The organism is Mesorhizobium sp. L2C066B000, from assembly GCF_000502335.1.
Lineage (GTDB): Bacteria > Pseudomonadota > Alphaproteobacteria > Rhizobiales > Rhizobiaceae > Mesorhizobium.
In genome coordinates this window covers 1,185,476-1,210,224 of sequence record NZ_AYWZ01000001.1, presented here as the reverse complement: position 1 = coordinate 1,210,224, position 24,749 = coordinate 1,185,476, and the positions used below count along the sequence as shown (strand labels likewise).

Genomic DNA, 24,749 nt, shown 5'->3' with positions numbered 1-24,749 from the left:
GGTCCCGCCGTCGCCCAACAGTCGCCGAGGAGCGAGACATGGCATTTGACAAGCAGACGACGCTGGCCTCTCCGACCGGGGCCACGCTCAACCTCTATGTGAAGCACGCGGGGGGCTCTCCACGCGCGGTAGTCCAGGTCAATCACGGCCTGGCCGAACATGCGGCGCGCTATGCCCGCTTCGCCGATTACCTCAGCACCCGCGGCTTTCATGTCTACGTCCACGACCATCGCGGCCATGGCGCGACCAAGGCGCCCGATGCCCCGCTCGGCAGGTTCGCCGGCACAGGCGGCCCGGCCAAGGTGATCGCCGATGTCGATGCCGTCCACGATTTGATCGCAAGGGAGCAGCCCGGCCTGCCGGTCATCCTGTTCGGCCATTCGATGGGTGCGTCGGTGGCGCTCAACTACCTGCTGGCGCACTCGCCGCGCGTCCACGCCGCGGCGATCTGGAACGGCAATTTCTCACAAGGCCTGCTTGGTCAGCTTGCACTCGCCATCCTCGCTTATGAGCGCTTCAGGCTCGGCTCCGATGTTCCCTCACGCGTCTTGCCCAAACTGACCTTCCAGGCCTGGGGCAAGGCGGTGCCCAACCACAAGACGCCGTTCGACTGGCTGTCGCGCGACGAGGCTGAAGTGGCCAAGTACATTGCCGACCCGCTGTGCGGCTGGGATGCCTCGATCTCGATGTGGCGCGATGTCGTGGAGATGGCGCAGAAAGGCGGCAAGGATGCGGGCTTTGCCGGCATCAGGCGCGACCTGCCCGTCAGCATCGTCGGCGGCGAGAAGGATCCGGCCTCCGACTATGGCAAAGGCATCGATCATCTCACCAAGCGGATGCGCGCGATGGGCTTTTCGAATCTGGTTTCAAAGGTTTACGCCGACACCCGCCACGAAAGCCTGAACGAGGTGAACCGCGACACCGTTATGGACGATTTCGCTGCCTGGGCCGATAGCGTGCTCAAAGAGTGACATCGCTGGCCTACCGCAAGGCCCGTGACAGCGGCATCCCGGGTTGATAGAGGCTGCGGTTCCGACCCGTTTTTGGTGATTTATGGCTGAACCTCCGCTGAAAGGCGTCCGCGTCGTCGAACTCGCCCGCATCCTGGCCGGCCCCTGGGCAGGACAATTGCTGGCCGATCTCGGCGCCGATGTCATCAAGGTCGAGAGCCCCGACGGCGGCGACGATACCCGCAAATGGGGTCCGCCCTTCGTCATGAGCCATGATGGCGAGAACCTGTCGGCCGCCTATTACCATTCCTGCAATCGCGGCAAGCGTTCCATCGCCGTCGATTTCTCGACGCCCGAAGGGGCCGAGACGGTGCGCCGGCTGGTTGCCACGGCCGACGTTCTGATCGAGAATTTCAAGCTCGGCGGCCTGAAGAAATACGGGCTCGATTACGAGAGCCTGAAGGCGATCAATCCAAAGCTCGTCTACTGCTCGATCACCGGCTTCGGCCAGGACGGGCCTTACGCCCCACGCGCCGGCTATGATTTCATCATCCAGGCCATGACCGGCATGATGTCGATCACCGGCGAGGTCGGGCGCGAGCCGCAAAAGGCCGGCGTCGCCATATCGGACATCTTCACCGGCCTCTATTCGGTGATCGCCATCCAGGCAGCGCTTCGCCATGCCGAAAAGACCGGCGAAGGCCAGCATATCGACATGGCCCTGTTCGACACGCAGATTTCCGCACTCGGCAACCAGAACCTCAACTATCTCGTCTCCGGCAAGGCGCCGATGCAGATGGGCAATGCGCATATGAACATTGCGCCCTATGAGGTTGTCCCGGTCAGGGACGGCCACATCATCCTGGCGGTCGGCAATGACGGCCAGTTCGCCAAATTCTGCGCCGCCGTCGGGCTCGACCATCTCTCAGCGAATCCCGATTTCGCCACCAATCCGGCCCGCGTCGCCAACCGGGTGAAGTTGCGCGAGCACTTGATCGAGACGCTGAAGAATTGGGATCGCGACCCGCTGCTGGCCAGGCTCGAAGCGGCAAGCGTGCCGGCGAGCCCGATCAACAATATCGGCCAGATGTTTGCCGACCCGCAGACGATCGCACGCGGCATGCGCCTCGACCTCGACGATGGCCATGGCAATCGTCTGCCCTCGGTACGCGCGCCCATGGTGATGTCCGGCACACCGCTGGTCTATGAACGCCCTTCGCCACGCCTTGGCGAACATACCGAAGAAATCCTTGCCGAACTGGAGAAGTCTGGACGATGAAGACCGGTGGACAACTGATTGTCGACGCACTCGAGGCGAACGGCACCGACCGCATCTTCTGCGTGCCCGGCGAATCCTATCTCGCGGTGCTCGACGCATTGCATGACTCGCCCATCCGCACCATTGTCTGCCGACAGGAAGGCGGCGCCGCCATGATGGCCGACTGCCAGGGGCGGCTGACCGGCAAGCCCGGGATCTGCTTCGTCACCCGCGGCCCCGGCGCCACCAATGCATCGGCCGGCATTCACATTGCCATGCAGGATTCGATACCCGTCATCCTGTTCATCGGCCAGGTCGCCAGCCACGCCAAGGAGCGCGAGGCTTTCCAGGAGGTCGACTACAAGCGCTTCTTCGGCGACATCGCCAAATGGGTGGTGGAGATCGACGATGCCGCGCGCATCCCCGAACTCGTCACCCGCGCCTTCGCCGTCGCGACATCGGGCCGCCCCGGCCCCGTCGTCGTCTCGCTGCCGGAGAACATGCTGACCAGTCTTGTCGACGCGCCCGCGGCCTTGCCGCACACGCCGGTCGAAACCCGGCCCGGCGAAGCCGAACTCGATGCTTTGGAAAAGCTTCTGGCCAAGGCCAAGCGTCCCTTCGTCATCCTCGGCGGCACACGCTGGGACGAGGAAGCGGTGGCACGTATGCGCACCATTGCCGAGGCCTGGTCGCTGCCGGTCGGCTGCTCCTTCCGCCGCCAGATGCTGTTCGACCATCTGCACCCGAACTATGCCGGCGATGTCGGCATCGGCATCAACCCGAAGCTGGCCACCGCCATCAAGCAGGCCGACCTGGTGCTGCTGATCGGCGGCCGCATGGGCGAGATGCCGTCCTCCGACTATACGCTGCTGAAGAGCCCTTACCCCGACCAGACGCTGGTCCATGTCCATGCCGATGCCGGCGAACTCGGCCGCGTCTACCGGCCGACACTGGCGATCAACGCTTCGCCTTCGGCCTTCGTCGAAGCTTTTGCCAAGCGCAAGCCGGCCGGCACGCCAGCCTGGGCGGATGAGACAGCGAAAGCACACGCTGCCTACCTCGACTGGTCGACGCCGCCTGAGACCGGCCCCGGCCCGGTCCAGATGGGGCCGATCATGAATTACCTGGAAAAGGTTCTGCCCGACGACGCCATTTTCACCAACGGCGCCGGCAATTACGCCACCTGGGTGCACCGCTTCCACCGCTTCCGCCGATTCGCCACGCAGGGCGCGCCGACCTCGGGCTCGATGGGTTATGGCACGCCGGCCGCGGTCGCCGCCAAGGCGCTCCATCCCGACCGCACCGTGATCGCCTTTGCCGGCGACGGCTGCTTCCTGATGAACGGACAGGAATTCGCTACCGCCGTGCAATACGACCTGCCGATCGTCGTAATCGTCGTCAACAACGGCATCTACGGCACCATCCGCATGCACCAGGAGCGCGACTATCCCGGCCGCGTCGTCGCCACCGATCTGAAGAACCCTGACTTTGCCGCTCTTGCCCGCGCCTATGGCGGCCACGGCGAGACGGTCGAGAACACGGCAGATTTTGCCCCTGCCTTCGAGCGTGCCCGCGCCAGCGGCAAGCCGGCGATCGTCGAGATAAGGCTCGATCCCGAGGCGATCACGCCGACGCGGACGATGACGCAGATCCGCGACAAGGCCTAAGAACTTCGTAGCGAAGCCGAGTTCGTCACACCCCCTCTGTCCTGCCGGACATCTCCCCCGCAAGGGGGGAGATCAGAAGTCACATCGGCCTTTGCCAATCACCAACGTTGAAGATGAGGGCCGGCGGTCAAGCTGCCAATCTCCCTCCTTGCGGGGGAGATGGCCGGCAGGCCAGAGGGGGGTGCTGTCCCGCCGACGCTGCCAAGGCGATCGCCCCTTTCCTGATATCTACAAGCGAGCTATCAGACCGCTGCCAGCGCCTGCGTCAGGTCGGCGATAAGATCGTCCGGATGCTCGACGCCGATCGACAGCCTGACCGTGGTCTCCAGCACGCCGATGCGCTGGCGCACGTCGAAGGGAATGCCGGAGTGCGTCATCGCCGCCGGGTGGCTGGCGAGTGACTCCGTGCCGCCAAGGCTCACCGCCAGCTTGAATATTTGCAGCCCGTTGAGAAAGGCGAAGGCCGCCTTCTCTCCGCCTTTGATATCGAAAGAAAATGTCGACCCGGCGCCGCTGCATTGCGCCTTGTAGGCCCGTCCCGCTGCCGTATCCTCGCCCAGGAACGGCAGGTAATGCACCTTCTCGACCTTGGCGTGATCGCGCAGGAATTCGGCCACGAGCCGCGCATTGTCGTTGGCGCGCTCCATGCGGATGGACAGCGTCTCCAGCGAGCGGCCGAGCATCCAGCAGGAATGCGGGTCGAGTTGCGTCCCGATGGCGCCGCGCAGCGCCTTGATCGGCTTGGTCACCGCCTTGCTGCCCATCGCCGCCCCGGCGATCAGGTCGGAATGGCCGCCGACATATTTGGTCAGCGAATAGACGGAGACATCGGCGCCATGTTCGATCGGCCGCTGGAACACCGGGCCGAGCAGCGTGTTGTCGCAGACGATGATCGGCGTCGAGCCTTGGCTTGCGCCGATCTCGTCGGCAATCTTCCTGATCAGCGCGATATCGACCAGGCTGTTGGTCGGATTTGACGGCGTCTCGATGAGGATGACCGACACACGCCCCTTTGCCACCGCAGCATCCGCAGCCGAGCGCACCGCCTTCTCGTCGACGCCGTCGGCAAAGCCGACAGCGCCGATGCCGAAGCCGGACAGCGTGCGCGTCAAGAGCGTCTCGGTGCCGCCGTAAAGCGGCTGCGAATGCAGGATGACATCGCCCGGGCGGGCATAGGCGAGCAGCGTCGTGGCGATCGCCGACATGCCCGACGAGAACAGGATGCAGGCGTCCGTTCCCTCATAGACCGCCAGCCGGTCCTCGACGATCTCCGAGTTGGGGTGATTGAAGCGCGAATAGACCAGGCCGGACGCCGTGCCGCTCGGCGGCTCCTTGCGGCCGGATGTGTAGTCGAAGAAGTCGCGCCCCTCCTCCGCCGATTTGAACACGAAGGTCGAGGTCAGGAACACCGGCGGCTTGACGGCGCCCTCCGACAGCTGCGGATCGAAGCCATAGCTCAACATCAACGTTTCCGGATGGAGCTTGTGGTTGCCGATGTGGGTTTTCGACGGGCGCGGCGCGGTCATGGCTTTTCCTGCATCTGGAGGAGTCTCGTGCAGCAATTTATGCGATCCCGGTCCACCAGTCCTTGCTATTTTCGGCCTCGCATGGCTGCATCCCGGCAACAAATTGCCGAGCGAGAGCAAAAGTGCAGCAGAAGATAGCCGACGATTTCGACCGCAAGATCCTGCGCGAGCTGCAGGCCGACGCCCGCATCACCAACAATGAGCTTGCGGAGCGCATCGGCCTGTCGCCGTCGCCATGTTTGAGGAGGGTACGCCGGCTGGAGGAGGCCGGCATCATCAGGGGCTATACCACGCTGGTTGATCCCTCAGCCTTCGGCTGGAACATGGTCGCCATCGCCACCGTTCGGCTCAGCCGCCAGAACGAGGACGAGATCGTCATGTTCGAGGACGCCATCCGCGGGTGGGAGGAGGTGCTGGAATGCCACCTCGTCACCGGGTCGCGTGACTATGTGCTGAAGGTGGTGACCGGCAGCCTCGAACAGTACGAGCGCTTCATCAAGGAAAAGATCGCGCGGCTGAAATGCGTCGCCTCGATTGAGACCAGCTTCGTCATGAACACCATAAAGGAACGGCGCCTCTGACATTGGGTCAAAGGCGCCGCTCTCGAGGTCGAAATTGCCTGGCCAGGCTTATTTGATCGCCTTGTCGGTGATGGCCGTGGTGTAGGCGCCGGTCGGCGCCTTGGTGATGATCTTCTGGTCGAGCAGCGCCTTGGCGGTGCGCTCGTAGGTCGCCGGGTCGAGCTTGCCGTCGGCATTGTCGATCAGCTTGGCGACTTCGCTCATCATCCGCTTCTGGTGGTTTTCGTCCTGGCCACCGCCGTCCATGACAATGCCCGCGGCCTCGTCATTGTTGTCGATGGCATATTTCCAGCCCTTCATCGAAGCGCGCACGAAACGCACCATCTTGTCTTCGAAAGCCGGATCCTTGAGCTTGTCTTCCGAGGCATAGAGCCCGTCCTCAAGCAGGTCGTTGCCCATCGCTGAGTAGTTGAACACGGTGAGCTGGTCCGGCTTGTAGCCGGCATCGATCAGCTGCCAGTACTCGTTGTAGGTCATGACCGAAATGCAATCCGCCTGCTTCTGGATCAGCGGCTGCACGTCGAAGCTCTGCTTCAAAACCGTGACGCCGTCCGGGCCGCCTTCGGTCTTCAGGCCGAGCTTGTTCATCCAGGCGTAGAAAGGATATTCGTTGCCGAAGAACCAGACGCCGAGCGTGTGACCCTTGAAATCGGCTTCGGTCTTGATCGGGCCGTCCTTCGGGCAGACCAGCTCCATACCGGCCTTCTTGAACGGCTGGGCGATGTTGACCAGCGGCACGCCCTTTTCGCGCGCGGCGAGCGCCCCGCCCATCCAGTCGACGATGACGTCGGCGCCACCGCCGGCGATCACCTGCTCGGGTGCGATATCGGGACCGCCCGGCTTGATGTCGACGTCGAGGCCTTCGGCTTCATAAAAACCCTTGGCCTTGGCGACATAGTAGCCGGCAAACTGCGCCTGCGTGACCCATTTCAGCTGCAAGGTCACCTTGTCGGCGGCCATTGCCTGGAACGCGGCCAGCGACATCGCGCCGGCCAGCATCGGAATGATCAGTCTTTTCATGTTTTACCCTCTGAAGTTAACACCCGAACCCACCGCCCTATCCACCACGGACAGAGGGATGCCAAAACGTGACGGCTCTCTCGACGAGAGCGACCACGCCATAAAAGACCGAACCCGCCAGTGCTGCAACTGCGATTTCCGCCCAGACCATATCGATGTTCATCCGCCCGACCTCGGTCGAGATGCGAAAGCCCATGCCGACCACAGGCGTGCCGAAGAACTCGGCGACGATGGCGCCGATCAGCGCCAGCGTCGAGTTGATCTTCAGCGCGTTGAAGATGAAGGGCGCTGCCGCCGGCAGCCGGAGCTTCAAGAGTGTTGGCCAGTAGCCCGACGCATAGGTGCGCATCAGGTCGCGCTCCATATGGCCGGAGGCGGCAAGACCGGCAACCGTGTTCACCAGCATTGGGAAGAAGGTCATGATGATGACGACCGCGGCCTTGGACGGCCAGTCGAAGCCGAACCACATCACCATGATTGGCGCCACACCGATGATCGGCAGCGCCGAGACCATATTGCCGATCGGCAGCAGACCGCGGCGCAGGAACGGCACGCGGTCGGCCGCAATCGCCACCAGGAAGCCGGCGCCGCTGCCGATGACATAACCGAAGATCACCGCCTTGAAGATGGTCTGCCTGATATCGGCGCCGAGCACCGGCAGGGAACTGGCGATGCGCACACCGATGGCGCTCGGCGGCGGCAAAAGGATGAAGGGAATGCCGGCGCCACGAGTCACCGCTTCCCATATGATCAGGATCCAGGCGCCGAAGATCGCCGGGATGATGAGGCGCAGCGCCATCCGCGCCCCTTTTGCCATCGGGCGAAGCCCCGACAGCACCGCCACACAGCGCCAGGCCAGCAGCCAGGCAGCGGCGAGCAGCAGGAAATACGGCGCCAATGCCGTGCCTTCGAAACCTGTAATGCCCGAGATCAGCATCCAGGCGACGAGATGAGCGCCGATGAACAGCACCGCAGCCTCGGCCAGCGGCGAAATTCTGATCATCGAGATCAGCCCTGCCAGCACGGCCAGGCCGATCATCGGGGTCTTTATCCCGAAATAGGGGTAGTCGAAGCTTGCCGTCGGGTCTGCAAGGGCGGCCCCTTCCGGCTTCGACATCGCACCGAGCGCGACGGCGACGAGGCACAGCGCAACCGCCAGCACGGCTTGCCAGGAGGGCTTCAGCCAGTTCATGCCGGCCTCCCGCCCATGGCGCGGTCAACGAGGCGCCCGGCTATGCCGACCACCATGACCAGAAGGGCCGCCACCACCGAGCCCGCCACAAGGGCGGACCAGATGTCGATGGACTGGCTGTAATAGGCACCTGCCAAAAGCTTGGCGCCGATGCCGGCGACAGCACCGGTCGGCAGTTCGCCGACAATGGCGCCGACCAGGCTCGCCGCCACCGCCACCTTCATCGAGGTGAACAGGAACGGCACCGAGGCCGGCACCCGCAGCTTCCAGAAGATCTGCGAGACACTGGCATTGTAGGTGTGCACCAGGTCGAGATGCATGAGTTCGGGCGAGCGCAGGCCCTTCACCATGCCCACCGTCACCGGGAAGAACGACAGGTAGGTCGAGATCATCGCCTTTGGGATCAGACCGCTGATGCCGATCGCCCCCAGCACGACAATGATCATCGGCGCCACCGCCAGAATGGGAATCGTCTGGGAGGCGATGATCCACGGCATCAGGCTGCGGTCGAGCGTCGCCACATGCACGATGCCGACCGCGATGACGATGCCGAGCGCCGTGCCGAAGGCAAAGCCGAGCAACGTCGACGACAGGGTCACCCAGGCATTGTAGACGAGGCTTCGGCTCGATGTGATGGGCCGCAGGAAGGTGTTCTCGAAGAAGTTCACCGCCACCTGATGCGGCGCCGGCAGCGTCGGCTTGGGCTGCGACAGCGTCTTGCCGATGAATTCGCTCAAGGTATGGGTTTCGCCGGCGCGCCGGTCGAGGTCGCGCTGGAACGGCGCGTTTAGGATGACGGCGAAGACATACCAGAGCACCACCATGCCGAGGAGGATGGAGGTCACGGGGATGAGTTTTTCGCGGAAGGTGTCCATCTAGCGCGCCTCGCCAGCGGGGCGCCCTCCTCTCCCCNGAGGTCACGGGGATGAGTTTTTCGCGGAAGGTGTCCATCTAGCGCGCCTCGCCAGCGGGGCGCCCTCCTCTCCCCAGCGGGGAGAGGGTGGCCGGAGCGAAGCGGAGGTCGGGTGAGGGGGTAGAAATCTTTCCGTCGAGACAAGCCAAGATCGTATCCAGGACCGCTCGGCGCTCAGCCAAAACTTCGTGATTCCAGAAGCGCAGAACCGAATAACCTTGTCCGTTCAGCCAGGCTGTCCTGGCGGGATCGGTCAGTGAATTCGCGTGTTGGCTGCCATCAAGTTCGACAATCAGCCCCTGCTCGCGGCAGACGAAGTCCGCGATGAAAGGTCCGAGCGGCACTTGCCGCACAAATATGTAGCCGTTGAGATGACGTCCTCTCAATTCCCCCCAAAGCCGGTATTCAGCTTCGGTCTCGTCAAACCGCAGCTTTCGGGCGCGAGCGGTTGCCCCGACATTTCTCTTGGTCGGATCCGTCGGCGCCGCCCCCTCACCCGACCTCCGCTTCGCTCCGGCCACCCTCTCCCCGTTGGGGAGAGGAGCCAGCCGGTCGTTCGCCCCCTCAATCATCATAGCTGTGCCCTGCCCTCAAGNCCTCTCCCCGTTGGGGAGAGGAGCCAGCCGGTCGTTCGCCCCCTCAATCATCATAGCTGTGCCCTGCCCTCAAGCCATCGCGTACCCTGGCCGCGATCGCCAAAAATTCCGGCGTCTCGCGGATGTCCAGTGGCCGCTCCTTTGGCAGCGTCGATTCGATGATGTCGGTAACCCGACCTGGGCGCGGCGACATGACGACGATGCGCGTTGAAAGATACACCGCCTCGGGGATGGAATGGGTGACGAAGCAGATCGTCTTGTTGGTGCGCGCCCACAATTCCAGAAGCTGTTCATTGAGATGGTCGCGCACGATCTCGTCCAGCGCGCCGAAGGGCTCGTCCATCAGCAACAGGTCGGCGTCGAAGGCGAGCGCGCGGGCGATCGAAGCGCGCTGCTGCATGCCGCCGGAAAGCTGCCAGGGGTATTTCTTCTCGAAGCCGGAGAGGTTGACGAGCTCCATAGTGCGCTTGATGCGCTCGGCCTGCTCCGCTCTCGAAAGGCCGATGATCTCCAGCGGCAGCGCCACGTTACGCTCGATCGTGCGCCACGGGAAAAGGGCTGCCGCCTGGAAGACGTAGCCATAAGCGCGTTTCTCGCGCGCCTGTTCCGGCGTCATGCCGTTGACCGAGATCGTGCCCGATGTCGGTTTTTCCAGATCGGCGATGACGCGCAGCAAGGTGGTCTTGCCGCAGCCCGATGGGCCGATGAAGGAGACGAACTCGCCCTTGCCGATGGTCAGGTCGACATTGGAGAGCGCCTCTACCGGACCGTCATTGGTCTGAAAGGTAAGGCCAAGTCTGCTTGCCGAGACGACGGCTGGCGATTCTCCCGTCATCGCTTGCTGCCTGCCTCTCGCAGCCGCCCAGGATGAAATGCCGTTGCATTCGCGTTGATGTTGCTTTCCACTCGTCCAATCCCACCCACTCGACGCCCGGAGCCTTGCCGATGTCGCCCAAACCCACTTGTCACCTTATCCGTCCTGAAAGCACTTATGAAGGCAAGCAGGGATTGACCTATTTTGCCGGCATTGCAGCCGAGACGGTCGGCTCGTCCGGCATCTGCATGCATCTGCTCACCCTGCCGCCTGGCGCCCGCGCCAAGGCGCATCTGCATGAAAGCCATGAGACGGCGATCTATGTGCTCTCGGGCGAGGTCCACACATGGTATGGCGACAGGCTCGAGAACCACATCGTCGTCAAGGCCGGCGACCTCTTCTACATCCCGGCCGGCGTACCGCATCTGCCGGCCAATCTGAGCAACGCCCCGTCCTCGGCCGTCATCGCCCGCACCGATCCCAATGAACAGGAAAGCGTCGTCCTGTTGCCGGAACTGGATGCGCTGGTGGCCTGACGCTGACGGGACTGCCGTCATTTGCACCGCGCCACTTCGCCCATGACATTGCCGTCGTCGTCGGCGACCGTCAACTTCTTGGCGTTCTTGGCGCTGCGCTTGATGGTGAATTTGGTCGGCTCCTGTCCTTCTTCGCCTTCCGCCTCGCACGTCGCCGTCACCACCAGCGAACCATCAGCCTGCGCTTGCTTCTCCGTGAAGGTGCAGGCGCTGGCGGCGGTGATCAACGCCTCGTCGGTCAAAAGCAGCATCCGATCGGCGGCGACCTCCTGGCCGTTGCGGTTGATGCAGCCATATTTGTCGCCATAGGGTTTCGACAGGTCGATCCCTGCCGCATGGGCCTGACCCGCAGCCAGCCCGGCAAGAACCGCTACGAATAGAACCAACCCACGCACACTCATTCCCCCGAAACCAACATCACGAACACGGCAGCAGCGGCCCCATTTCTTCGAGGCCGGGGATGGTCACGAAGAAACCACCCTCGCCCTTGTTGGTGACCACAACGGTTTCAGCCGTCGTCCCCGCCTCGCCCTCGGCGGAACAGGTCGCATCAAGCGATTGCGTGCCCGGCGCCCACGTCAATTGCTGCGCGAACCGGCAGCCGCTGCCATAGGTCTCGATGCCCTCGGCGGTCAGCACGATATAATCGTCGCGGCCCTGAAAGCCGGCCTTTGCAAAGACACAACCGGCATCGTTGCCCCAGAAGCCCACCAGCCTCTCGGCCCCTGTTGCCGGACCAGCGACCACCATCGCCACGACCAGTGAAATGAGCGCCCCCGGGCTCCGCAACGTCAAACGCCTGTCGCCGGAATGCCGGTGCGTTCGACCTTGCGCGGCGCGGTGATGTCCTTCCAGGTCGATAGAGCCCGGTTGACCGCCGCGTTCGGCTCGCGGGCGACGAATTCGCCATGGCCGGGCTTGGCCTTGACCTCCGCTTCCTCGACCGACAATTCGCCGCGCGAAAAGACGAAGCGCGGCAGGCCGGTCACCTCAAAACCTTCGAAGACGTTGTAGTCGATCACCGATTGCTGCTTCTTCGAGGTGATGGTCTTCTTGGCGCTGGGGTCCCACACCACGATGTCGGCGTCCGCGCCTTCGACGATGGCGCCTTTCCTAGGATACATGTTGAGGATCTTGGCGATGTTGGTCGAAGTCACCGCGACGAACTCGTTCATCGTCAGCCGCCCGGTGTTGACGCCCGTCGTCCACAGCACGGGCAAGCGGTCTTCAAGCCCGCCGGTGCCGTTCGGGATCTTGGTGAAATCGCCGACGCCGTTGCGCTTCTGCTTGGTGGTGAAGGCGCAGTGGTCGGTCGCCACCACCTGCAGCGATCCCGCCTGCAGGCCGGCCCACAGCGAATCCTGGTGCAGCTTGTTGCGGAAGGGCGGACTCATGACGCGGCGCGCCGCATGGTCCCAATCCTTGTCGAAATACTCGCTTTCATCCAGCGTCAGATGCTGGATCAGCGGCTCGCCGAAAACCCGAATGCCCTTCTGGCGGGCGCGGCGGATGGCTTCGTGGCTCTGCTCGCAGGACACATGCACGACATAGAGCGGCACGCCGGCCATGTCGGCGATCATGATGGCGCGGTTGGTCGCCTCGCCCTCCACTTCCGGCGGCCGCGAATAGGCGTGTCCCTCGGGGCCATTATTGCCGGCGGCGAGCAGCTTTTGCGACAGCGCCGCAACCACGTCGCCATTCTCGGCATGAACGAGCGGCAGCGCGCCGAGATCGGCGCAGCGCTGGAACGACGCGTACATCTCGTCGTCGTCCACCATCAGCGCGCCCTTGTAGGCCATGAAATGCTTGAACGAGGTAATGCCTCTGTCGACGACGGTGGCCATCTCGTCGAACACCTGCTTGCCCCACCAGGTGATCGCCATGTGGAAGGAGTAGTCGCAGGCAGCCTTCGAGGTCTTGTTGTCCCACATCTGCAACGCTTCCAGCAGCGATTGCTGCGGCGCCGGCAGGCAGAAATCGACCACCATCGTGGTGCCACCGGAAAGGGCCGCACGCGTCCCGGACTCGAAATCGTCGGCCGAATAGGTGCCCATGAACGGCATTTCGAGATGGGTGTGCGGATCGATGCCGCCCGGCATGACGTAACAGCCGCTGGCGTCGAACTCATGGTCGCCATGCAGGTTCGAGCCAATGGCGACGATCTTGCCGTGCTGCATCAGCACATCGGCCTTCCAGGTGCGGTCGGCGGTGACGATGGTGCCGTTTCGGATGACTTTGGTCATTGTCGTGTTCCCTTGTTCTCTTCGCGCTTCTTGTGAGCGTCGTTTTGAATACAGATCTTAGTTCACGCCACGATCCCCGCTGTCTCTACCACCGCATGGAACAGCACGTCGGCGCCGGCGCCGGCCCATTCCTTGGTGATTTCCTCAGCCTCGTTNCCACGATCCCCGCTGTCTCTACCACCGCATGGAACAGCACGTCGGCGCCGGCGCCGGCCCATTCCTTGGTGATTTCCTCAGCCTCGTTGTGTGACAACCCGTCAACGCAGGGGCACATCACCATGGCGGTCGGCGCAACGCGGTTGATCCAGCAGGCGTCGTGGCCGGCGCCGGAGACGATGTTGCGGTGGGAATAGCCGAGCCGATCGGCGGCGTCGCGGATCGCCTTGACGCAGCCGGCATCGAAGGTGACCGGATCGAAAGCGCCGACCTGCTCGACCTTGTACTGGATGTCGAGCGCCTCACAGATCGTGTCGATGCCTTCGCGTATGCGCCCATCCATCGCGTCCAGCACTTCCTTCTCGGGCGAGCGGATGTCGATGGTGAAGACGGTGCGCCCGGCGATGATGTTGCGCGAGTTCGGAAACACCTCCATGTGGCCGACCGCGCCGACGGCGTCGGGCTGGTAGTCCATGGCGATCTCGTGCACCAGTTCGATGACCCGAGCCATGCCGAGCCCGGCATTACGGCGCTTGGGCATCGGGGTCGAGCCGGTATGCGCCTCCTTGCCGGTCAGCGTTACCTGCAGCCATTTCAGGCCCTGGCCGTGGGTGACGACGCCAATGTCGATGCCTTCGTCCTCGAGGATCGGCCCCTGCTCAATATGCAGTTCGAAGAAGGCGTGGATCTTGCGATCACCGACTTTCTCGGTGCCTTTCCAGCCGATGCGCTCCAGTTCCTCGCCAAATTTCCTGCCCTGTTTATCAGTGTGCTGATACACGTCCGCCTGATCGAGCACACCGGCGAACACGCCGGACGCCATCATAGCCGGGGCAAAGCGCGAGCCTTCCTCATTGGTCCAGTTGGTGACGACGATCGGATGCCTGGTCTGGATGCCGAGATCGTTAAGCGAGCGGATGATCTCCAGCCCGCCGAGCACGCCGAGCACGCCGTCATACTTGCCGCCGGTCGGCTGCGTGTCGAGATGGCTGCCGACATAAACCGGCGGCAGGCTGGGATCAGCACCTTCCCGCCGGGCAAACATGGTGCCCATCTCGTCCAGGCCCATTTCGAGCCCGGCCGCCTCGCACCAGCGCTTGAACAGATGCCGTCCCTCGCCGTCCTCGTCGGTCACGGTCTGGCGATTGTTGCCGCCGGCAATACCGGGGCCAATCTTCGCCATCTCCATGATGGAATCCCACAAACGGTCTGAATTGATTCGCAGATTCTCGCCTGGGGCGGCCATTCAAAGTCCTCTCATTTCATATAACCAACCGGGCGGCGGTTCCCGCCGCCGCCCGACTGGCTGGATAGATTAGTCGATCGCCCTCAGCACTTCTCTGACATGGTCGATCAATTCGTTGATCTGGCCCTTGGTGATGATCAGTGGCGGCGACAGCGCGATGATGTCGCCGGTGGTGCGGATCAGCGCGCCGCGCTCGAACGCCTTGACGAAGGCCGAGAAGGCCCGCTTGGTCGGGCTGCCGGCGATCGGCGCCAGTTCGATCGCGCCGATCAGGCCGATATTCCTGATGTCGATGACATGCGGCTCGTCCTTCAGCGAATGCAGCGCATCTTCCCAGTAGGGCGCCAGTTCCTCGCCGCGGGTCAGCAGGCACTCTTCCTTGTAGGTGTCGAGCGTGCCGAGTGCCGCGGCGCACGCAATCGGATTGCCCGAATAGGTGTAGCCGTGGAAGAACTCGATCATGTGCTCGGGGCCGGTCATGAAGGCGTCGTGGATTTCCTTCTTCACGAACACCGCGCCCATCGGGATGACGCCGTTGGAGACGCCCTTGGCGGTGGTCATGATGTCGGGCGTGACGCCGAAATAATCCGCTGCGAACGGCGCGCCGAGACGGCCGAAACCGGTGATGACCTCGTCGAAGATCAGCAAAATGCCGTGCTTGGTGCAGATCTCGCGCAGTTTCTGCAGATAGCCCTTCGGCGGCAGGATGACGCCGGTGGAGCCGGCGACCGGTTCGACGATGACGGCGGCGATGGTCGAGGCGTCATGCAGGGCAACGATGCGCTCCAGCTCGTTGGCGAGTTCCGCGCCATATTCCGGCACGCCCTTGGAGAAGGCGTTCTTTTCCGGCAGATGCGTGTGCGGCATGTGGTCGACGCCGCCGAGCAGCGTGCCGAACATCTTGCGGTTGGTGACGATGCCGCCGACCGAGATGCCGCCGAAATTGACGCCGTGATAGCCGCGTTCGCGGCCGATCAGGCGGGTGCGCGCGCCCTCGCCCTTCACACGGTGATAGGCGATCGCCATCTTCAGCGCCGTTTCGACCGATTCCGAACCGGAATTGGTGAAGAAGACATGGTCCATGCCCTTGGGCGCGAGATCGACCAGGCGGTTTGCCAGTTCGAACACGATCGGGTGGCCCATCTGGAAGGCCGGCGCATAGTCGAGTTCGGCCGCCTGGTGCTGGATCGCCTCGGTGATCTTGGGACGGCAATGGCCGGCATTGACGCACCAGAGGCCGGCGGTGCCGTCGAGCACCTTGCGGCCGTCGCTGGTGGTGTAGTGCATGTCCTTGGCGGAAACGAACATGCGCGGCGCCTGTTTGAACTGCCGGTTTGCCGTGAACGGCATCCAGAATGCGCTGAGATCGTTCGGCGTGACTTTCAGCCGGTTGGACATGACCAAGACTTCCCCTTGTAACCTGTTTCGGTGCGGCTAACGCTTGGTCTTTCCAAAGCTTGGTCTTTGCTGCGTTTTCATGCTACGCAAATTTTTGACCGATTGGACAAACGTTAGCACCGCCCTGTCGGCGGTCAAGGGATTACTAGCGGAAATGCGGCCTGCGAAGTGCGCTCCACGGGTAAGAGAAAAACTGGTCCAGAGAATTGGTCCAGATGAACCCTGCGGCCAAGGCTTGCAGGGGTGAGCGGCGCCATGGAAGGCTCAGCCCCTCGCCGCACCCGCATCCAGCAGGAAAAGCGCGAACTGATCCTGGAGGCAGCCCTCGAAGTCTTCTCCGCCAACGGCTTTCGCGGTTCGACCATCGACCAGATCGCCGAGGCCGCCGGGATGTCGAAGCCGAACCTGCTCTACTATTTCCGCCGCAAGGAAGACATCCACGAAACGCTGATGGAGCGGCTGCTGGCGACGTGGCTGGCGCCGCTACGTGAACTCGACGACATCGGCGACCCCCTGACCGAGCTCAGGAGCTACATCCGGCGCAAGCTCGAAATGGCGCGTGATTTTCCCAGGGAAAGCCGGCTGTTCGCCAACGAGATCCTGCAAGGTGCGCCGCGCATCATGCCGCTGCTGGCGGGTGAGCTGAAAACGCTGGTCGACGAGAAGGCCAACGTCATCAAGGGCTGGATGCGCGCAGGAAAAATCGCCCGCACCGATCCCTGGCACCTGATCTTTTCGATCTGGGCGACGACGCAGCACTATGCCGATTTCGATGTCCAGGTCCGCGCGGTGCTTGGGCCCGATCGCGGCGGCGACGGCCGCTTCGAGGATGCGGCGCGGTTTCTGGAGCAGTTGTTCATTGATGGGCTGAAGCCGAAGGGCTGACCTTGGGCGTCAGGCGCTGCGGCGCTCCGCCGGCATCGCCTCAAGCAAATTCTGCAGCTTCTCGATCGAATTCTGTTCGGCCAGCGGCGTGTAGACGATCAGCTTCATGTCCGAGCCGTCGTCGATCGACAGGCTCATATGCTCGAACGTCATGGCGCCGGCGCTCGGATGTCGGACATGTTTCACCCCCGACAATCGGCGTGCCACGTCGCGTTGCGGCCACCAGTCGCGAAACTCCGGACTTGAGCGCGTCATAAGCACGATCAGCCGCTCGAAATCCGCATCGCCCACATAGCGGGCGCTTTCCGCCCGGAACGAGGCCAGCACGGTGCGCGCCAATTGCTCCCAGTCAACCAGCAGGAGCCGGTGATGCGGATTGGTGAACACCATGTGGACGATGTTGCGGGCGTCGCCCTCTAGCAGGCCATAATCACCGAACACCGCTACCGCCGCCGGATTCCAGGCCAGCACATCCCAGCGCCGCCCGACGACATAGGCCGGCTGCAGCACCAGGCTCTCCAGCATATGCATTAGCGGGCCATCGACCTTTTCCGGCGCAGCCACGCGGTTCTCCGGTTGCTGGCGGCCTGCCAGGATGAACAGATGCCGCCTTTCAACGGCGTCGAGGCGCAGCGCTTCGCTGAGCGCCGCTAGCACCTCCACCGAGGGTCTGACCTCGCGCCCCTGCTCTAGCCATGTGTACCAGGTGGTGCCGACGCCGGCGATCATCGCCACTTCCTCGCGACGCAAGCCTGGCGTGCGTCTCCGCAGGCCGGTCGCGATGCCGGTGGCGGACGGCGTCAATCTTTCGCGGCGCGAGCGCAGGAAGGCGCCAAGCTCGCGCCGGCGGCTGTCTTCAGCGGAGTGCGTGGGGGCATCCATGAGAGCTATTATAGCAGTATTGATACCAGGATAAAGTTTGAACTGTTTGGGCTGAGTCAGGCGCCCCATCTTCCATCCAGAGAGATGGAGGCTCTGAATATGGATCTGAAAGACAAGACAATCCTCATCACCGGTTCGACCGACGGCGTCGGCCGTGTCGTCGCGCAAAGGCTGGGCGCCGGCGGCGCGCGCGTGCTGGTGCATGGCCGTGACGCGGCTCGCGGCAAGGCAACCGTCGCAGAAATCGAATCCGCCGGCGGCAAGGCCGAGTTCCTCGCCGCCAACCTCGCCTCGCTAGCCGAGGTCCGCCGCCTTGCCGAGGCCGTACGCGCAAAAACCGACCGGCTCGACATCCTCATCAACAATGCCGGCATCGGCACGGCCGGCGCCAAGCGACAGCTCAGCGCCGACGGCTTCGAACTGCGCTTTGCGGTCAACTATCTCCCCGGTTTCCTGCTGACCTCGGAACTGCTGCCGCTGCTCAAGGCGAGTTCGCCGGCGCGCATCATCAACGTCGCTTCGGCCGGCCAGCAGGCGATCGATTTCGGCGATGTCATGCTGACACGTTCCTATGACGGCGTGCGCGCCTATTGCCAGAGCAAGCTGGCGCAGATCCTGTTCACCATCGACCTGGCCGGAGAGTTGAAAGGCAGCGGCGTCACCGTCAACGCTCTGCATCCAGCGAGCTACATGAACACCACCATGGTCCGCCAAGCCGGCGTGACGCCATGGAGCTCGGTCGAGACCGGCGCCGACGCCATTCTCAACCTCGCGACATCGCCCGCCCTGGAGGGCCGCAGTGGCCTCTATTTCGATGGCCTAAAGGAATCCCGCGCCGAAGCACAAGCCTATGACGCCAAGGCCAGACAGCAATTGCGAACCCTGAGCCTCGACTTCGTCGGCCAAGTCTCCGCAAAATCGAAGGAACAGCATTCATGACCGGCAAGATCGAACACACGGTCGTCATCGGCGGCTCATCCGGCATCGGCCTCGCAACGGCGCGAAAACTGCTGGGCCCAGGCATGAAGGTGACCATCACCGGACGAAGCCAGGACAAGCTCACCAGCGCCTGGAAGAGCCTCGGCGGCGCCGCCGAAAAAGCTGCCTTCGATGCTTCGAAGCCGGATGAAGTCCGCCATTTCTTTGGGGAACTCGGACCGTTCGATCACCTCGTGCTGGCTGCCAGCGGCGGCAAGGGACTTGGGCCGTTCGAAACCCTCGATCTCTCAGACATCGCCGGCGGCGTCGACGAGAAAGTCAGGCCGCAGCTGTCCTGCCTGCAGGCTGCCTTGCCGACGCTCAACAGATCGGGATCGGTCACTTTCATCTCGGCGGTGTCGGCACAATTGTCGGCGCCCGGCGTGGCTGGCATTGCCGCCGTCAACGGCATGCTGTTGACGGTGGTGCCGATCCTGGCGGTCGAACTGAAGCCGCTGCGCGTCAATGTCGTGGCGCCCGGCGTCATCGACACGCCGTGGTGGGATTTCCTGGCCGAAGACCAGCGGCAGGCGGTGTTCAGCGAATATGCCGGCAAAACCCCGGTGGGCAGGATCGGCCGCGCCGAAGACGTCGCCGGCGCAATCGCCTTTCTAGTCTCCAACGGCTTCATGACCGGCCAGGTGCTGACCTGCGACGGCGGCCTGCGCTACGCGGCGTGACCTTACAGCGACTGCGCGATCAGCGTGAGAAGGCCTCCGGCCAGTGCGACGTTGCCTACGAAACCGTTGATGCGCGACGCCCGGTCCGGGCCCTGATGGTCCCAGAAATTGTGGAACATCGGCGTGGCGACGATGAGAAACAGCAGCAGCACGGCGCAGGCGGTCGCAGTCCACAGGCCGGCCATCAACAGCGCGCCGGCAATGGTCTGCAGGACGATGCCGGCCCACAACGCCAATCTCGCCTGCGGCACGCCGCGCGCGGTCATCAGCCCGGTCAGGAAGGTCTCGTTCTGAACATTGCGCAGGCCGGCGCAAACGAAGGCGCCGCCGAGCAACAGGCGGCCGAGAAACAAAAAGGTCGAAGGCAAATCGACAGGCATGAAATCTTCCCCGTACTTAAGCATGAAACAGGTGGAGCGCCGCCCTTTCCACGGCGCTCCATGACTAACCGGACGGTCAGGCTGCTTTGGCAGCCGGCATCGGGTGAATGGCGTGGAACGGGATGCAGAGCCGGTTCCAGGTGTTGATCATGCCGATCGCGACCGACAGCTTGACCAGTTCCTCTTCCGAGAAGTGCTCTAGCGTGCGGGCATAGAGTTCGTCCGAAACGCCATTGTTGGCGATCAGGGTCGTTGCCTCGGTCCAAGCAAGCGCCGCGCGTTCGCGCTCGGAAAACAGCGGCGATTCCTTCCAGGCCGAAACCAGATAGAGCCGTGTCTCGGTTTCGCCATCGCGCCTCGCCTCGCGGCTATGCATCTCGACGCAGTAGGAGCAGCCATTGATCTGCGAGGCGCGGAGCTTGATCAAATGCAGCAGGCTCACTTCAAGCCCGCATTCGTCGACCGCCTTGTTGAGCGCCGACACGGCTTTCATGATCTCAGGCGCCTTGGCGAAGAATTGCAGTCTCTGTTTCATCGTCTTTCCTTTCACATCTGTTTGCGGGGGATTAAATCTGTTTGGTCGAAGCGGGTTTCTGCGGCCGCTGATGGCGCGCCACAAAGGCACAGCTGGCGGCAAACGATCGCGGATCGCCTTCGGCCTTGTAGTCAGCCACGATGTCGGACAACCGGGTTTCCGCGAGAGCGGCACGATAGGCACGCTCGGCTTTCAGCATCGCGGCATTGATGCCGCACGGCTTCACATAGGCCGAAGCATCGATCTTGACCGGGCCGCGCTGGCGGATCTCGCCGCAGCGGAAGGCCGGCTCGCGACCCTCGACCGCAAGCACGATATCGAGCAGCGTGATGCGCTCGGCCGGACGCGCCAGCCGGTAGCCGCCCGCCGGTCCCGGCACCGATTCCAGGATGCGCGCAGCAGTCAGCTGGTTCAGATGTTTCAGCAGATAGCTCGGCGACAGGCCGAAGGACTCTGCCAAAGCAGCACCCGGTATCGTGCTGTTGCCCTCCACGCTGGCCAGTGTGGCCGCGCAATGGATGGCCGCTTCTACACCCTCGCCCAGTTTCACGATGTTGCGCTCCTATTCATGGATATCTTTTATCCTAGATAGATTTTATCTGCAATAGTAAAATGAAAAACGGCGCTCGAAAGCGCCGCTTTTTTCTTCGACCCGTTCCTTACTCTGCGGCCACCTTGGCCATCGGGTTGTTCGGGTGCGTCGTCCAGTTGGCATAGATCGGCGACACCGGCTTGCCGGTGCGCTGGTCCATGACGCCGGCGGCCAGCGGCTCCATGGTGATGCAGTTCTCGACCGGGCAGACATTGACGCACAGATTGCAGCCGACGCATTCGGCCTCGATCACCTCGAAATGCCTGACGCCGTCGACCATGTTGGTGATTGCCTGGTGCGAAGTGTCCTCGCAGGCGATGTGGCAGCGGCCGCATTTGATGCAGGCGTCCTGGTCGATATGCGCCTTGGCGATGTAATTGAGGTTGAGATACTGCCAGTCGGTGACGTTGGGCGTGGCGCGGCCGACAATGTCGTTGAGCGAGGCGTGGCCTTTCTCGTCCATCCAGTTTTCGAGACCGGCGATCATCTCCTGCACGATCTTGAAGCCGTAAGTCATCGCCGCCGTGCACACCTGCACATTGCCGGCGCCGAGCGCCATGAATTCAGCCGCATCGCGCCAGGTGGTGATGCCGCCAATGCCGGAGATCGGCAGGCCGCGCGTTTCCGGATCGCGGGCGATCTCGGCCACCATGTTCATGGCGATCGGCTTCACCGCCGGGCCGCAATAGCCGCCATGCGAGCCCTTGCCGTCGATGGTCGGCTGCGGCGCGAAACTGTCGAGGTCGACGCCGGTGATCGAGTTGATGGTGTTGATCAGCGACACCGCGTCGGTTCCGCCGGAGAGTGCGGCGCGCGCCGGCTTGCGCACATCGGTGATGTTCGGCGTCAGCTTGGTGATGACAGGCATGCGGGTGTTGGCCTTGCACCAGCGCACTACCATTTCGATGTATTCAGGCACCTGGCCGACAGCCGCGCCCATGCCGCGTTCCGACATGCCGTGCGGGCAGCCGAAATTGAGCTCGATGCCGTCGGCTTCGGTCTCCTCGACCACCGGCAGAATCGCCTTCCAGCTTTCCTCGACGCATGGCACCATCAGTGAGACGACGATGGCGCGGTCGGGCCAGTCCTTCTTGACCTGCTTGATCTCGCGCAGATTGACCTGCAAATCGCGGTCGGTGATCAGCTCGATATTGTTGAGGCCGAGCAGGCGCCGGTCCGCCCCCCAGATCGCGCCATAACGCGGGCCGTTGACGTTGACCACCGGCGGACCTTCTTCGCCCAGCGTCTTCCACACGACGCCGCCCCAGCCCGCCTTGAAGGCGCGGATGACATTGTAGGCCTTATCGGTCGGCGGCGCCGAAGCCAGCCAGAACGGATTGGGCGATTTGATGCCGACGAAATTGTTGCGGATGTCTGCCATGACAGGTCCCTTTCAATCGAGACGAAGGAGCATTTCCACGGGTGCGAGAATGCCGCCTTTAAGCGCGGGGGTGAGATTGGCGATCTTGGTGCCGGCGTTCTCGCCCATGATAAGATTAACGCCAGGCGGTGGCTTTTTTCCTTCCGCCTGCGCCGCAGCCATGCGCGCCCGTATCGTGTCGAAAAATTCGATGGCGAAGGCGCCACGAGGGCGCTCGGCGGTTACAGAGAACCCCGCGGCGGCGGCAGCCGAACGATAGTCGTCGGGCGTGGCAACGAAGGACATGCTCTCGTCGGATGCCCATGGCAGCGGATAGGTCAGCGCACCTGCCTTGAGCCGCATCACATCGTAGACGGCAAAGACGCCGCCCGGCTTGAGCACACGCGCCGCCTCGCTCATCAGCTTTTTCTTGTCGGGAAGATTCATGCCGACATGCAGGATCATGGCCGTATCAAAGCTTTTGTTGCTGAACGGCATGTCCAGCGCGCTGCCCTGCACGAACCGGACTTTGTCGGCCATTCCCACCCGCTTCGACAGGCTGGTCGCGATGTCGACATAGCTTTGCGTCAGATCAATGCCGGTGACATCGGCGCCGGCGTTGTTGGCGGCGAAACGGGCTGGACCACCCACGCCGGAACCAATGTCGAGCAGCCTGGCCCCCGGCTTCAAACCCATCTGGCCGATGAGTTCCCTGGTGGCGGCGATACCGCCAATGTGGAACTCGTCGACCGCTTCGAGATCGCCAGCGCGTAGATGGGCAATTTCCACGCCGGTATCGGCGAGCACGGCAAGAATGTGCTGCTCAAGATCCGAGACGTCGTAGTGACGCGCGATGCCTGATTCCACTGAGGCCATGATCTCTATCCCTGTGCCAGACTCCGGTTGATGCTCTCCGCCGCATCGCGGCCTTGCGCGACGGCCGATACCGTCAAATCATCGCCGCCAAAAATGCAGTCGCCGCCGGCCCAGACATTGGCGAGCGAGGTTCGCCCTTCCGCATCGACCTTGATGCGGCCGGCTTCGAGGTCGATCGAGGCACCGCTTCCGTTGAGGGCTGCCGGCACAAAACTCTGGCCGATCGCCTTGAACACCTGGTCGGCGGCCAGCGTCAGCCGCTCGCCGGTGCCGACAAGCCTGTCGCCGTTCATCGCGGTGTATTCGAGTTCGATGCCCGACACTTTGCCACCTTCGGCGATGACCCGCTTCGGCTGCAGCCAGTGGCGGATGGTGACGCCGTTGGCGGCAGCCAGATCCTGCTCGAACTCGGAAGCGTTCATGTGTTCCTGGCCGCGCCGGTAGCAGATCGTCACCTCCTCGGCGCCGAGCAGCTTCGACTGCACGGCGGCGTCGATCGCCGTCATGCCGCCGCCGATGACGACGACGCGCCGGCCGACCGGCAGGCTCGCGAGATCGTTGGCCTGGCGTAGCTCGGCGATGAACTCGACCGCATTGACGACGCCATCGGCGTCCTCGCCATCCGTGCGCAACGCATTCACGCCACCAAGCCCCATGCCGAGGAAGACGGCATCGTAATTCAGGATCAGGTCCGACAGCTGGTAGTCGCGGCCGAGCGCCTTGCCGTTATGGATATCGATGCCGCCGATCCCCGTGACATAGTCGACCTCGGCCTGGGCGAAATTGTCGATGCTCTTGTAGGCGGCGATGCCATATTCATTGAGGCCGCCGGCCTTCGGGCGGGCTTCCAGTATGGTCACCTCGTGGCCATGGCGGGCGAGCCGGTGCGCGGCGGCGAGGCCGGCCGGACCGGCGCCGACCACGGCGACCGACTTGCCGGTTGTTTCAGCACGCGGATAAAACTGCTTGTGCTCGGCCATCGCGACATCGGTGGCATATCGCTGCAGGCGGCCGATCTGCACCGGCTTGCCTTCCGCCACCTCGCGCACGCAGACCTCTTCGCACAGCGTCTCGGTCGGGCAGACGCGGGCGCACATGCCACCCAGAATGTTCTGGTCGAAAATCGTCTTGGCCGAACCGATCGGGTTGCCGGTCGAGATCTGGCGGATGAACAGCGGAATGTCGATCGAGGTCGGGCATGCGTTCATGCACGGCGCGTCGTAGCAGAAATAGCAGCGGTCGGATTCGACCAGCGCCTCGTGATGATCGAGCGGCGGATGCAAGTCGGAAAAATTCTCGGCGTACTGGTCGGCGGCAAGCCGTCCGCCGGCAATGCCGTCCTTGAACTGGCCTTCTGGCATCGTCAGTTCCCCTGTTCTCGTTTTGGGGAAGGCTAGCACGTTTTATTTTTTTATCAATTGGTCAATTTTCGACCCAAGCCGCTGAAAAGACTAGCTGATAATATGATTTAGTTGCTCATGTTAT

General features: G+C 63.1%; 25 protein-coding genes and 1 pseudogene. 8 read left to right on the top strand and 18 right to left on the bottom strand.

Annotated elements, in window-relative coordinates:
* Window positions 1–38 precede the first annotated feature (38 nt).
* From X733_RS160315 to X733_RS160325, 3 genes are all read left to right on the top strand, one after another.
* The gene (locus tag X733_RS160315; RefSeq protein ID WP_023817928.1) at window positions 39–971 is read left to right on the top strand and encodes an alpha/beta hydrolase; all 933 of its coding nucleotides are present in this window, start codon (window positions 39–41) and stop codon (window positions 969–971) included.
* Between the two features lie 82 nt (window positions 972–1,053).
* Entirely contained in the window at window positions 1,054–2,229 is a 1,176-nt protein-coding gene (locus X733_RS160320; RefSeq protein WP_023817927.1) for a CaiB/BaiF CoA-transferase family protein, read from the top strand.
* Window positions 2,226–3,875: a thiamine pyrophosphate-binding protein gene (locus tag X733_RS160325; RefSeq protein WP_023817926.1), complete on the top strand. Its 1,650-nt coding sequence runs from the start codon at window positions 2,226–2,228 to the stop codon at window positions 3,873–3,875. Before X733_RS160320 ends, X733_RS160325 begins: the two co-directional genes overlap by 4 nt.
* Before the next feature lie 242 nt (window positions 3,876–4,117).
* On the opposite strand, the gene X733_RS160330 is transcribed toward X733_RS160325, so the two are convergent.
* On the bottom strand, window positions 4,118–5,401 hold the full coding sequence (locus X733_RS160330) for a cystathionine gamma-synthase family protein (RefSeq protein WP_023739888.1): 1,284 nt from the start codon (window positions 5,399–5,401) through the stop codon (window positions 4,118–4,120).
* Between the two features lie 122 nt (window positions 5,402–5,523).
* Between X733_RS160330 and X733_RS160335 the strand changes: the two genes are divergently transcribed.
* Window positions 5,524–5,982, top strand: a complete 459-nt coding sequence (locus X733_RS160335) for an Lrp/AsnC family transcriptional regulator (protein WP_023690839.1) — start codon at window positions 5,524–5,526, stop codon at window positions 5,980–5,982.
* A 48-nt stretch (window positions 5,983–6,030) separates the two neighbouring features.
* Here X733_RS160335 and X733_RS160340 read toward each other — a convergent pair whose 3' ends face one another.
* The 5 genes from X733_RS160340 to X733_RS160360 form a co-directional block, all read right to left on the bottom strand.
* Window positions 6,031–7,002 (bottom strand): ABC transporter substrate-binding protein, encoded by a 972-nt coding sequence (locus X733_RS160340; protein ID WP_023682178.1) that lies wholly within the window; start codon window positions 7,000–7,002, stop codon window positions 6,031–6,033.
* Between the two features lie 37 nt (window positions 7,003–7,039).
* Window positions 7,040–8,194: an ABC transporter permease gene (locus X733_RS160345; protein WP_023817925.1), complete on the bottom strand. Its 1,155-nt coding sequence runs from the start codon at window positions 8,192–8,194 to the stop codon at window positions 7,040–7,042.
* The gene (locus X733_RS160350; protein WP_023817924.1) at window positions 8,191–9,069 is read right to left on the bottom strand and encodes an ABC transporter permease; all 879 of its coding nucleotides are present in this window, start codon (window positions 9,067–9,069) and stop codon (window positions 8,191–8,193) included. Before X733_RS160350 ends, X733_RS160345 begins: the two co-directional genes overlap by 4 nt.
* A gap of 76 nt (window positions 9,070–9,145) precedes the next feature.
* Window positions 9,146–9,682 carry a DUF559 domain-containing protein gene (locus X733_RS160355; protein ID WP_023817923.1) on the bottom strand — a complete coding sequence of 179 codons (537 nt, stop codon included), beginning with the start codon at window positions 9,680–9,682 and terminating at the stop codon, window positions 9,146–9,148.
* A gap of 64 nt (window positions 9,683–9,746) precedes the next feature.
* Window positions 9,747–10,538 (bottom strand): ABC transporter ATP-binding protein, encoded by a 792-nt coding sequence (locus X733_RS160360; RefSeq protein WP_023817922.1) that lies wholly within the window; start codon window positions 10,536–10,538, stop codon window positions 9,747–9,749.
* 104 nt (window positions 10,539–10,642) lie between these two features.
* Here X733_RS160360 and X733_RS160365 point away from each other — a divergent pair, with 104 nt between their 5' ends.
* Window positions 10,643–11,053, top strand: a complete 411-nt coding sequence (locus tag X733_RS160365) for a cupin domain-containing protein (protein WP_023668218.1) — start codon at window positions 10,643–10,645, stop codon at window positions 11,051–11,053.
* A 17-nt stretch (window positions 11,054–11,070) separates the two neighbouring features.
* On the opposite strand, the gene X733_RS160370 is transcribed toward X733_RS160365, so the two are convergent.
* The 5 genes and pseudogenes from X733_RS160370 to X733_RS160390 form a co-directional block, all read right to left on the bottom strand.
* Window positions 11,071–11,454, bottom strand: coding sequence for a hypothetical protein (locus tag X733_RS160370; protein WP_031193070.1), 384 nt, complete (start codon window positions 11,452–11,454; stop codon window positions 11,071–11,073).
* Between the two features lie 16 nt (window positions 11,455–11,470).
* Complete coding sequence (locus X733_RS160375; protein ID WP_245260981.1) at window positions 11,471–11,764, bottom strand: hypothetical protein; 294 nt, start codon at window positions 11,762–11,764, stop codon at window positions 11,471–11,473.
* 80 nt (window positions 11,765–11,844) lie between these two features.
* Window positions 11,845–13,296, bottom strand: a complete 1,452-nt coding sequence (hydA, locus tag X733_RS160380) for a dihydropyrimidinase (RefSeq protein WP_023699634.1) — start codon at window positions 13,294–13,296, stop codon at window positions 11,845–11,847.
* Between the two features lie 157 nt (window positions 13,297–13,453).
* Window positions 13,454–14,698, bottom strand: a pseudogene (locus X733_RS160385) (Zn-dependent hydrolase); the annotation flags it as partial.
* A 69-nt stretch (window positions 14,699–14,767) separates the two neighbouring features.
* Window positions 14,768–16,096, bottom strand: a complete 1,329-nt coding sequence (locus X733_RS160390; protein ID WP_023817919.1) for an aspartate aminotransferase family protein — start codon at window positions 16,094–16,096, stop codon at window positions 14,768–14,770.
* A gap of 255 nt (window positions 16,097–16,351) precedes the next feature.
* Here X733_RS160390 and X733_RS160395 point away from each other — a divergent pair, with 255 nt between their 5' ends.
* Window positions 16,352–16,981 carry a TetR family transcriptional regulator C-terminal domain-containing protein gene (locus X733_RS160395; RefSeq protein ID WP_023668211.1) on the top strand — a complete coding sequence of 210 codons (630 nt, stop codon included), beginning with the start codon at window positions 16,352–16,354 and terminating at the stop codon, window positions 16,979–16,981.
* Window positions 16,982–16,990: 9 nt separating this feature from the next.
* On the opposite strand, the gene X733_RS160400 is transcribed toward X733_RS160395, so the two are convergent.
* The gene (locus X733_RS160400; protein WP_023817918.1) at window positions 16,991–17,863 is read right to left on the bottom strand and encodes a helix-turn-helix transcriptional regulator; all 873 of its coding nucleotides are present in this window, start codon (window positions 17,861–17,863) and stop codon (window positions 16,991–16,993) included.
* 99 nt (window positions 17,864–17,962) lie between these two features.
* Between X733_RS160400 and X733_RS160405 the strand changes: the two genes are divergently transcribed.
* On the top strand, window positions 17,963–18,802 hold the full coding sequence (locus X733_RS160405; RefSeq protein ID WP_023697055.1) for an SDR family oxidoreductase: 840 nt from the start codon (window positions 17,963–17,965) through the stop codon (window positions 18,800–18,802).
* A complete protein-coding gene (locus tag X733_RS160410; RefSeq protein ID WP_023668208.1) occupies window positions 18,799–19,521 on the top strand; it encodes an SDR family oxidoreductase in 723 nt (240 codons plus the stop codon). Before X733_RS160405 ends, X733_RS160410 begins: the two co-directional genes overlap by 4 nt.
* Before the next feature lie 2 nt (window positions 19,522–19,523).
* Here X733_RS160410 and X733_RS160415 read toward each other — a convergent pair whose 3' ends face one another.
* From X733_RS160415 to X733_RS160440, 6 genes are all read right to left on the bottom strand, one after another.
* Window positions 19,524–19,901 (bottom strand): DoxX family protein, encoded by a 378-nt coding sequence (locus X733_RS160415; RefSeq protein WP_023668207.1) that lies wholly within the window; start codon window positions 19,899–19,901, stop codon window positions 19,524–19,526.
* 76 nt (window positions 19,902–19,977) lie between these two features.
* Complete coding sequence (locus tag X733_RS160420) at window positions 19,978–20,436, bottom strand: carboxymuconolactone decarboxylase family protein (protein ID WP_023668206.1); 459 nt, start codon at window positions 20,434–20,436, stop codon at window positions 19,978–19,980.
* A 31-nt stretch (window positions 20,437–20,467) separates the two neighbouring features.
* Entirely contained in the window at window positions 20,468–20,986 is a 519-nt protein-coding gene (locus X733_RS160425) for an Rrf2 family transcriptional regulator (RefSeq protein WP_023668205.1), read from the bottom strand.
* Between the two features lie 109 nt (window positions 20,987–21,095).
* On the bottom strand, window positions 21,096–22,409 hold the full coding sequence (preA, locus tag X733_RS160430; RefSeq protein ID WP_023729383.1) for an NAD-dependent dihydropyrimidine dehydrogenase subunit PreA: 1,314 nt from the start codon (window positions 22,407–22,409) through the stop codon (window positions 21,096–21,098).
* 12 nt (window positions 22,410–22,421) lie between these two features.
* Entirely contained in the window at window positions 22,422–23,264 is an 843-nt protein-coding gene (locus X733_RS160435) for a methyltransferase domain-containing protein (protein WP_023817917.1), read from the bottom strand.
* 5 nt (window positions 23,265–23,269) lie between these two features.
* A complete protein-coding gene (locus tag X733_RS160440) occupies window positions 23,270–24,625 on the bottom strand; it encodes an NAD(P)-dependent oxidoreductase (protein ID WP_023817916.1) in 1,356 nt (451 codons plus the stop codon).
* Window positions 24,626–24,749 lie beyond the last annotated feature (124 nt).